The sequence below is a fragment of the Pseudomonas sp. HMWF006 genome (assembly GCF_003061205.1).
Lineage (GTDB): Bacteria > Pseudomonadota > Gammaproteobacteria > Pseudomonadales > Pseudomonadaceae > Aquipseudomonas > Aquipseudomonas monsensis.
Genome location: NZ_QAIU01000360.1, coordinates 1 through 9,015, shown reverse-complemented (window position 1 = coordinate 9,015; position 9,015 = coordinate 1). Strand labels below are relative to the sequence as shown.

At 59.7% G+C, this 9,015-nt stretch carries 10 protein-coding genes; 6 read left to right on the top strand and 4 right to left on the bottom strand.

Features of this window, described 5'->3' with window-relative positions:
* Positions 1–723, bottom strand: a 723-nt coding sequence (locus tag DBR24_RS14815) for an aldose epimerase family protein (protein ID WP_256591489.1), incomplete at its 3' end; no start/stop codon positions are given.
* 271 nt (positions 724–994) lie between these two features.
* Between DBR24_RS14815 and DBR24_RS14810 the strand changes: the two genes are divergently transcribed.
* The 4 genes from DBR24_RS14810 to DBR24_RS14795 all read left to right on the top strand — a co-directional run bounded on the left by DBR24_RS14810 (position 995) and on the right by DBR24_RS14795 (position 4,523).
* Entirely contained in the window at positions 995–1,744 is a 750-nt protein-coding gene (locus DBR24_RS14810; protein WP_128615137.1) for a hypothetical protein, read from the top strand.
* A 216-nt stretch (positions 1,745–1,960) separates the two neighbouring features.
* Complete coding sequence (locus DBR24_RS14805; protein WP_128615136.1) at positions 1,961–3,175, top strand: MFS transporter; 1,215 nt, start codon at positions 1,961–1,963, stop codon at positions 3,173–3,175.
* Positions 3,176–3,403: 228 nt separating this feature from the next.
* Complete coding sequence (locus DBR24_RS14800; protein WP_123462284.1) at positions 3,404–4,189, top strand: sulfite exporter TauE/SafE family protein; 786 nt, start codon at positions 3,404–3,406, stop codon at positions 4,187–4,189.
* 7 nt (positions 4,190–4,196) lie between these two features.
* The gene (locus DBR24_RS14795; RefSeq protein ID WP_123462286.1) at positions 4,197–4,523 is read left to right on the top strand and encodes a hypothetical protein; all 327 of its coding nucleotides are present in this window, start codon (positions 4,197–4,199) and stop codon (positions 4,521–4,523) included.
* Between the two features lie 32 nt (positions 4,524–4,555).
* Here DBR24_RS14795 and DBR24_RS14790 read toward each other — a convergent pair whose 3' ends face one another.
* A complete protein-coding gene (locus DBR24_RS14790) occupies positions 4,556–5,020 on the bottom strand; it encodes a GNAT family N-acetyltransferase (protein WP_128615135.1) in 465 nt (154 codons plus the stop codon).
* Positions 5,021–5,226: 206 nt separating this feature from the next.
* On the opposite strand from DBR24_RS14790, the gene DBR24_RS14785 reads away from it, so the two are divergent.
* Complete coding sequence (locus tag DBR24_RS14785) at positions 5,227–5,796, top strand: DUF4174 domain-containing protein (protein ID WP_128615134.1); 570 nt, start codon at positions 5,227–5,229, stop codon at positions 5,794–5,796.
* Positions 5,797–5,952: 156 nt separating this feature from the next.
* Here the strand turns inward: DBR24_RS14785 and ampC are convergent, their stop codons facing one another.
* Positions 5,953–7,047, bottom strand: coding sequence for a class C beta-lactamase (gene ampC, locus DBR24_RS14780; RefSeq protein WP_371921290.1), 1,095 nt, complete (start codon positions 7,045–7,047; stop codon positions 5,953–5,955).
* A 232-nt stretch (positions 7,048–7,279) separates the two neighbouring features.
* Between ampC and DBR24_RS14775 the strand changes: the two genes are divergently transcribed.
* The gene (locus DBR24_RS14775) at positions 7,280–8,152 is read left to right on the top strand and encodes a LysR family transcriptional regulator (RefSeq protein ID WP_123462290.1); all 873 of its coding nucleotides are present in this window, start codon (positions 7,280–7,282) and stop codon (positions 8,150–8,152) included.
* Between the two features lie 125 nt (positions 8,153–8,277).
* Here DBR24_RS14775 and DBR24_RS14765 read toward each other — a convergent pair.
* Positions 8,278–9,015, bottom strand: a 738-nt coding sequence (locus DBR24_RS14765; protein ID WP_305888998.1) for an enolase C-terminal domain-like protein, incomplete at its 5' end; no start/stop codon positions are given.

Below are 9,015 nucleotides of genomic sequence, written 5' to 3'. Positions count from 1 at the left end.
GGTCGGGATCAGCTTGGCGGTGACCGGGGTGTAATGACTGGCGTGCAAGGTCGCGACCTGTTTGAGAATGTCGCCATTGCCGGCGCCGGCGAGATTGAAGTAGCTGTGGTTGGTCAGGTTGAGCACGGTCGGCTTGTCGGTGCTGGCCTTGTAGTCGATGCGCAGTTCGTTGTTGTCGGTGAGGCGATAGGTCACCTCGGTGGTGAGGTTGCCGGGGAAACCCATTTCACCGTCCGCCGACAGATAAGTCAGGGTCACGCCCACTGAATCCTTGTCCCGGGTTTCCTGCGCCTGCCAGACCTTCTTGTCGAAGCCCAGCGGGCCACCGTGCAGCGCGTTGGTCTTGTCGTTTTGCGGCACTTGATAGCGTTTGCCGTCGAGTTCGAACGTGCCGTCAGCCAGGCGATTGCCGAAGCGCCCGATGGTCGCGCCGAAGTACGCGGTGCCTTTCTGATAGCCCTGCACATCGTCGAAACCAAGCACCACATCGTCGAACTTGCCGTGCTTGTCGGCGACTTTGAGCGATTGCAGGGTCGCGCCGTAGGTGATGACGGTGGCTTGCATACCGTGGCTGTTGCGCAAGATGTATTGCTCGACGGGCGTGCCGTCATTGGTTTTACCGAAAGCCTTGTGTTCAGCGCTGAGGCCGGCTGCGTTAGCGGAAAGGGTAGCGATCATCAGGGACAGTCCGAGGCCGGATAACAGGTGACGTGATTGAAGCATGGTAGACCTTCCTTTTTTGTTGTTGTTTTCAAATGGCGGATGACCCTGTGCAGGTGTCATCGCCATTAGTCATTCTAATTTAGGTTAAACAGAAGATTTATAGTTGATTGGTCGGTTATTTCAATAATAAAGACAGACTAATTGCCGGGAGGGACAGTGCCGAAGGTCGGCTGGTGACGCGCATCACTGCACTTTTGCGCAATCAGCGGCTCTATCCATGGCCAGGATGCGGCGACGCCCGCCGCTCAGGAATGTGTCTGTTCGAGTATTCATGCCGAGAGTTTTTTATCCGATCACTGCGTTTTTTCGTCGCCCATGCCTGCTGCTGGTCTGCCTGTCGTCGCTGATGTTCAGCGGTTGCAGTCATCAGGACGGCAACGGTTTCTTCCATCAGATGCGTGAAGGTCAGCCGCAGGAATTTCTGCAGACCAGTGTCGACCGCATGGCGACCCTGGCAATGCGCGACAACCTCAACAGCCTTTATCGCCTGATGGGCAAGTTGTACCTGCGCAACCCGGAAGAGCTGCGCAAGTCCGGGTTTCTCGACATCAACACCGCCGTCAAACAGGTGCGGCTGGCCATCGAGCAGCAGCAACCGTTGCCGGTGCTCGGCAATCGCAAGGATCTGGCGGCGCTGAGCTATGCGATGAGCCCGGAGTTTCTCGGAGACCGGGTCGGCGCGTTCATCTATGCGATCGGCAGCATGCTGGTCACCGCACATGGCAATCGCACTGAGTTCTACATGACCGACGCGATCAATCCGACGTTCGTTCACAATGCTGCGCGCAATATCGAAAAAGCTACGTGGATTTTGTCTCAGCGGCAGAACAAGGAAGGTCAGCCGCTGCTGTTTTCCAATGAGATCTCGGAGGAGGGCACCAATCTGAGTTTCGCCACCGAATTCAGCAAGATCGTTGCGCGCCTGGATTTGCTCACGCAGATGCTCGATGAGCGGTATCGGCGGATCGGACTTAATTACGCGCAGAGTTTGCTGTTCCTGAATTTCCTGCCGGTGCAGTGAGTTCGGCGCGGTGATGGCAATCAATGCAGCACAACACTTGTGCGAGCTGGCTTGCCAGCGATGGCGGTGGGTCAGGTAAAACAATGTTGCCTGTCCTGGCCTCATCGCTGGCAAGCCAGCTCCCACAAGGTGTTGTGCTGCACATTGACTCAATAGCGAACGCGGTTTTTGTATACAATCTGGCGCCGCTATTGACCAAAATGGAGCCTTACCGTCATGACCGACCCCGCAAGTGCCGATTTCAGCCGCGTCGACCGCGCTGCCATGGCGGACAGACTGCCCTATGCTGCCTTGTTGGCGTTCGCCATGACCGGTTTCATCGCCATCCTCACTGAAACCCTGCCGGCCGGGCTGCTGCCGCAAATCGGCGCCGGGCTCGACGTCAGCGAAGTGCTCGCCGGGCAACTGGTGACCTTGTACGCGCTGGGTTCGATTGTCGCGGCGATTCCGCTGACCGTTGCCACGCGCCGCTGGCCTCGACGGCGAGTATTGTTGCTAACTGTTGGCGGCTTTTTGCTGTTCAACACCATCACCACGTTCTCCAGCCATTACGGTTTGACCCTGGCTTCACGCTTTCTCGCTGGCATGGCGGCGGGGCTGTCGTGGGGGATCATGGCCGGTTACGCCCGCGGCATCGTGCCGGTGCATCAACAGGGCCGGGCACTGGCGATCGCCATGCTCGGTACCCCGGTGGCGTTGTCACTGGGCACGCCGGCGGGAACCTGGCTGGGTAATCTGATCGGCTGGCGCGCTTCGTTCGGGATCATGTCAGCGCTGGCGCTGGTCCTGGCGGCGTGGATTGTCATCGCGGTGCCGGACCGTCCGGGTCAGGCCCGTGCCGAACGTCTGCCGCTGATGCACTCGTTGCGGCTCCCCGGTGTGCGCCCGGTGCTGTTCGTGGTGCTGACATGGATGCTCGGGCACAACATTCTCTACACCTACATTGCGCCGTTTCTGCAGCAGGCCGGTCTGGCCGAGCGCGTCGATCTGGTGCTGCTGGTGTTCGGCCTGTGCTCGCTGCTGGGGATCTGGATCATTGGCCTGCTGGTGGATCGCTGGCTGCGCTGGCTGACGTTGATCAGCCTTGCGGTGTTTGCGTTGACGGCACTGGTGCTGGCACTGGCTGCGCCGTCGCCGCTGATCATTTACGCCTGTATGGCCGTGTGGGGCCTGTCGTTCGGCGGCTCGGCGACGCTGTTGCTGACGGCGGCAGCGGATTCGGCGGGCGAACATGTGGATGTGGTGCAGGCGATGCTCACCACCTCCTGGAACGTGGCGATTGCCGGCGGCGGCTTGTTTGGCGGCTTGTTGCTGGATCGGGCATGGGTGATCTCTTTTCCGTTTGCACTGCTGATTTTGTCGCTGATTGCCCTGGCCACAGTGTGGATCAACAAAACCCACAGCTTCAAACCGGGCCGGAGGGTGCACTGAGTCTTGTGCATCACCCATTCCCTGCGGGAGCTGGCTTGCCAGCGATTGCGGTGTGTCAGGCAACGGAACAGCTGACTGATACGACCTCTTCGCGAGCAAGCCCGCTGCCACAGGTTCCTGCGTCGAGGTCGATATGGCATAACCATAGACCGCATTGATATATGTGGTTATAAGAAAAATCGCTATGCTGCGGGCCAGATTTTTCCTGTCGTTTTTCTGGACGTCTTAATGGAATTGGCAAATTTCGGCCTGGTGATTGCCGGGCTGGTGGTGGGTTTTATTGTCGGCATGACCGGTGTCGGCGGTGGTTCGTTGATGACGCCGATCCTGCTGTGGTTCGGCATCAACCCGGCAACGGCGGTGGGCACTGACCTGTTGTACGCGGCCATTACCAAATCCAGCGGCGTCCTCGTTCACCGCAAGAACAAAAACATCGACTGGGCCATCACCGGCTGGCTGACCCTTGGCAGCGTGCCGGCGGTGGCCATGACCTTGTGGTTTCTCAGCACCCTGCACACCGCCCCTGAGGCGATGAACGCGATCATCAAGCAAGCCCTGGGCTACGTGCTGTTCGCCACGGCGTTGGCGATTCTGTTCAAGAAACGCTTGCTGGAATTTGCCCACAAACGCGCGGGCGGCAACTACAACCCGAACGGTGTGCGCTTGAACGTGATGACGGTGATCACCGGTCTGATCCTCGGCACCATGGTCGCCCTGACCTCGATCGGCGCTGGCGCCCTCGGCACGGTCGCGTTGTTCATTCTCTATCCGCTGCTGCCGACCCGACGTCTGGTCGGCACCGAAATCGCCCACGCCGTACCGCTGACCCTGGTCGCCGGCCTTGGCCACGCGAGCATGGGCAACATGGATTGGGGCGTGCTGGGCTTCCTGCTGATGGGCTCGCTGCCGGGCATCTGGCTCGGCAGCCACCTGACCGGGCGCATTTCCGATGAAGTGCTGCGCCCGTGTCTGGCGACCATGCTGTTGTTGATCGGCTACAAGCTGGCGTTCTGAACCGGCCATGCCTGAAACCACCGTCCATTGCGAAGGTCGTCTCGCCATCACCGTTGAGCCGCGTGAGATGCGCATGAGCCATTGGCTGTATGCGCCGCGCGTAGTCGATGTGCAGCGTCAGCGAGTGCTGCTGGATCTGAGTGAGAGCCTGTGGGATTTGCTCGGTACCGCCGATGAGGCTGCCGATAGCATCGTGCTGGTGCTGCGCAAGTACCCGGGCGATCGGGCGTCGGTGATGCTGAGCGTTGAACTCGACAGTGGTGAACTCAAGCTCGGCGGACAACCCGTCGCCCCTTCGCAATTACTCTCGGCGCTCGATTCAATCCTCGCCTGATGCTGCACTAACCTTGCTCCCTCACCACAAGGTTAGTGTTTGATCACGTACTTCATGACCGTCACTGGCAGGTCGTCGTACACCAGTTCCTCTATCACCTCCCAACCCAGCTGCGCATACAGCGATTGCGCCGCGTCGGTGTACAGATACAACTGCGAAACGCCGAGCGCCGCCGCTTCATCGACGATCCTGTTGACCAATTGCGATGCGACCCCGCGTCCCCGATCTTCAGCCTTCACATAAACCCCTGCCAGCCACGGCGTCAGTTGCGGGCGGATCTTCATGTCGCTGTCGATCAGCAGCGCACCACCGAGCAATCTGCCATCCTCGATGGCCACCACCACGCTGGGAATCGCGCCCTTGCCGCAGGCTGCGCGCATCCGTTCGGTGCGGGCCTCAAGGGTATCGCCGGGGCGGAACTCGCCCCATTCCTTGAAATTGAGTTCGGCCAGTTCTTCAATCAGATGCGGGTGATCGCACAGGTAGTCGATGTACATACGCAGAACTCCTTTTCGTCGGTGAACAGCCACCCTAATGCGGTCATCAAAGGTAATCAAATCCACGTCACGATTGCGCGCAGCTGGTTGCGCAATGTCGTGGCTGTCCTAAGCTTCTGACAAGGCGAAACATATTTGCCGGGCGTGCCCGGAACAATCGCCACGATGCGCAATCATTAGAGCGTGGATATCAAAAGGAGATGCGCATGCTCATCAGGTCACTGACCCTGACACTCTTGCTGGCGATTGCCGGCCCCTTGTTCGCCGCAGATAACGATTCGCCCATCGCCGGGGATATGGGCAGATTCCGACCATTGATCGTGATTGCCTCCAGCACCGTCGATCCGGTATGGGTAGGCCTGAAAAAGTCGCTGGAAGATCCCGCGAACAAGAAGGGCATCGCCGACCGCAATATCAAGGTCTACACCATCCTCAATATGGCCGGTCAACTCGACGGCAAGGACCTCGGCCAGCAGGACACCATGGCCTTGTTGCGCTCGCTGAAGCTGGGCGCCGGGGCGTATCCGAAAGTGTTTCTGTTGGGCAAGGACGGCGAGACCAAGCTCTCGGCCTCGGGCGATGAAGCAAAATCGGTGGACCTGAAGAAAATCTTCGACACGGTCGATGCACTGCCAGCCACCGAGAAGGACATCACCCCACCGTCTGTGGCGACGCCCCCCGCGACTACCGAACCGGCCACGACGAAAGGCGCCAAAAACGCCAAGCCGACCAAACCGGCGAAACCGGCCAAGCCACCTGAAATGCCGGATGATTGATGAGTAGCACCCTGTGGGAGCGGGCTTGCCCGCGAAGAGGTCCGTACAGTCGACATCAGCTTTGACTGACAAGGCGCCTTTGCGGGAACTGGAAAATGGGCGACCGGTGCAGGTCGCCCATTTTTTATTGCCTGGCACAAAGCCCGTGGCTCGCGGTCAGTCAGTGACCGCGCTGAGGATTTTGTGGGCGATCTTCACCCGGTCAGGAATCGGAAAGTTCTTGTTGGCCATGATCACGATGCCAACATCCTTGGCTGGCACAAACGCCACGTAAGTCCCGAATCCACCGGTCGAGCCGGTCTTGTTGATCAGCACGTCAGCCGGTTGCGGTCGCGGTGGATTCAGCCACTGCACCTTGTGCGCTTCCATGGCCATTTCCGTCGAATTGCCCGCGAGCAAGCGATCGAGGCTGATCGGGTAGCGATACATTTCCCAACCCAGGCCCTGGGTCATATCGCCGACGGTGTAATAACCGGTGTGGGTGTTGGCGATGGTTTTTTGCAGGGATGCTTCAAGCGTTTCAGGTTTCAGGTTGGCCTGAACGTAACGCAGCATGTCCACCGCACTGGTTTTAACGCCATAGGCTTGCGAGTCCAGCGCACCGGACGTGACGCGAACCGGTTTGTCGTGCTTGTCATAGCCCTGCGCATACAGGTCCATTTGGCTGGCGGGAACGCTGAGGTAGGTGTGTTGCAGGCCCAGTTTCGGCAGCAGGGTTTGCGTCATCGCCTGATCAAAAGGCTGGCCGAGGGTTTTCGCCGCCAGATAGCCGAACAGGCCCAGGCTCGGGTTGGAGTACTGGCGATGGCTGCCGGCAGGATAGACCGGTTTCCATTGCTGGAAATAGCCGAGCATCTGCTCAGCGGAATCCGCTTCGCTCGGGAATTGCAGAGGCAAGCCGCCGGCGCTGTAGGTGCCCAGTTGCAACACACTGATGTTGTCGAAGGCACTGCCTTGGAGCGCGGGCCAGAGCGTGCTGGCCTTGGTCGCCAGGTCGAGTTTGCCGTTGGCCTGGGCGTAACCGGCGAGGGTGGCGGTGAAGGTTTTGCTCACCGAGCCGATTTCGAACAGGGTGTTTTCGCTGACTTTCTGTCCGGTATCTTTGGTGGCGACGCCGTAGTTAAAGTAATGCGCTTGGCCGTTGACCGTCAGCGCCACGGTTAGGCCAGGGATGTTCTGTTGCTGCATCACCGGTGTCACCGCCGCGTTGACCAGCGCTTGCAGTTGCGCATCGGAAGGCGGTGCGGCCATGCAGGTCGTCGCGCCAAAAAACAGTCCGAAAGTACTGTAGGAAAAGAGTTTGCCAGAGTTGATGAATGACATGAATGAACCACTCTCCATGAGTGTTGATGATGGTATCCCGCTACACTGCGGGCGATTTCCCCGTCGGGCGACTGATCAGCGCCGCCAATTTAGTCAGCGCGGCGCCAATCGACAAACGACGAAAACTCGCAGCAGCCATTAGAAAAATTTGGGACTGAGCATGATTCGACCACAATTGCCGCTCAACGCGCTGCGCGCCTTTGAAGCGTCCGCACGCCATTTGAGCTTCACCCGTGCGGCCGTCGAGTTGTGCGTGACCCAGGCGGCAGTCAGTCATCAGGTGAAAAGCCTCGAAGCGCAGCTCAACGTTACCCTGTTCAAACGCCTGCCCCGCGGGCTGATGTTGACCAGCGAAGGCGAAACCCTGTTGCCGGTGCTGAACAGTTCATTCGATCGCATTGCGCAGATTCTCGAACGTCTTGCCGGTGGGCAGTACCGCGAAATGCTGACGGTCGGCGCCGTTGGTACGTTCGCGGTGGGCTGGCTGTTGCCGAGGTTGGCGGACTTCCGGGCGAAACATCCGCTCATAGATTTACGGCTGTCGACCCACAATAATCGCGTGGACGTCGCTGCTGAAGGGCTGGATTACGCGATTCGCTTTGGCGCGGGGGCGTGGCACGGCATTGAAGCGACGCGGTTGCTTGATGCGCCGCTGTCGGTATTGTGCGTGCCGGAGATCGCCCGGCAACTGCGCACGCCGGGCGATCTGTTGCAGCACACGTTGCTGCGCTCCTATCGCACCGATGAATGGCCGCAATGGTTTCACGCGGCAGGCCTGGCGACCCACGCGGCGCCACCGCAGAGCATTGTCTTTGACTCGTCGCTGGCGATGATGGAGGTGGCATTGCAGGGCAGCGGGGTGGCGCTGGCGCCGCCGCTGATGTTTGCCCGGCAACTGGCGGCCGAGACGATCTGTCAGCCGTTTGCAATCGAGATCACCACCGGGAGTTACTGGTTGACGCGGTTGCAGTCGCGGCCGGAAACGGCAGCAATGCTCGCCTTTAAAAACTGGCTGCTGCAAATCTCTGGTTAATGCAAAACCCCTGCAGGAGTGAGCCTGCTCGCGATGGCGGTGTGTCAGTCAACATTGATATCAACTGACACGCTGCCATCGCGAGCAGGCTCACTCCTGCAGGGCGGCTGGGCGACTCAAAAGCGTCAGCGCACCAGACACGGCCGCTTGTTATCGAATCGCCAGCCCGGAATCAGAAACTGCATCGCCACGCTGTCATCCCGCGCGCCAAGGCCCATGCCCTTATACAGTTCGTGGGCCTTGGCCACCTGATCCATATCCAGCTCCACGCCGAGCCCCGGCTTGTTCGGCACCTGGACACAGCCGTCGACGATTTGCAGCGGTGCCTTGGTCAGGCGCTGACCGTCCTGCCAGATCCAGTGGGTGTCGATGGCCGTGATCTCGCCGGGCGCGGCAGCGGCGACGTGGGTGAACATCGCCAGAGAGATATCGAAGTGATTGTTGGAGTGCGAGCCCCAGGTCAGGCCCCACTCATGGCACATCTGCGCCACGCGCACCGAACCTTGCATGGTCCAGAAGTGCGGGTCGGCCAAGGGAATGTCCACTGACTGCAGCTGGATGGCGTGGCCCATTTCGCGCCAGTCGGTGGCAATCATGTTGGTCGCGGTTTTCAGCCCGGTGGCGCGGCGGAATTCAGCCATGACTTCGCGCCCCGAATAACCGTTTTCCGCACCGCACGGGTCTTCGGCGTAAGCCAGCACGTGGTGTTGATCGCGGCACAGGCGGATCGCTTCTTTCAAGGACCAGGCGCCATTCGGATCGAGGGTGATGCGTGCATCCGGGAAGCGTTCGGCGAGGGCGGTGACCGCTTCGATTTCCGCATCGCCGCTGAGCACGCCACCCTTGAGTTTGAAGTCCTTGAA

What these genes read in the sequence shown, in the direction of transcription:
- DBR24_RS14775 (WP_123462290.1), top strand. Translation starts at nt 7,280, where the DNA reads ATGATTCGACCACAATTGCCGCTCAACGCGCTGCGCGCCTTTGAAGCG.
- DBR24_RS14800 (WP_123462284.1), top strand. Translation starts at nt 3,404, where the DNA reads ATGGAATTGGCAAATTTCGGCCTGGTGATTGCCGGGCTGGTGGTGGGT.
- DBR24_RS14785 (WP_128615134.1), top strand. Translation starts at nt 5,227, where the DNA reads ATGCTCATCAGGTCACTGACCCTGACACTCTTGCTGGCGATTGCCGGC.
- DBR24_RS14790 (WP_128615135.1), bottom strand. Translation starts at nt 5,020, where the DNA reads ATGTACATCGACTACCTGTGCGATCACCCGCATCTGATTGAAGAACTG.
- DBR24_RS14810 (WP_128615137.1), top strand. Translation starts at nt 995, where the DNA reads ATGCCGAGAGTTTTTTATCCGATCACTGCGTTTTTTCGTCGCCCATGC.
- ampC (WP_371921290.1), bottom strand. Translation starts at nt 7,047, where the DNA reads ATGGCCGCACCGCCTTCCGATGCGCAACTGCAAGCGCTGGTCAACGCG.
- DBR24_RS14795 (WP_123462286.1), top strand. Translation starts at nt 4,197, where the DNA reads ATGCCTGAAACCACCGTCCATTGCGAAGGTCGTCTCGCCATCACCGTT.
- DBR24_RS14805 (WP_128615136.1), top strand. Translation starts at nt 1,961, where the DNA reads ATGACCGACCCCGCAAGTGCCGATTTCAGCCGCGTCGACCGCGCTGCC.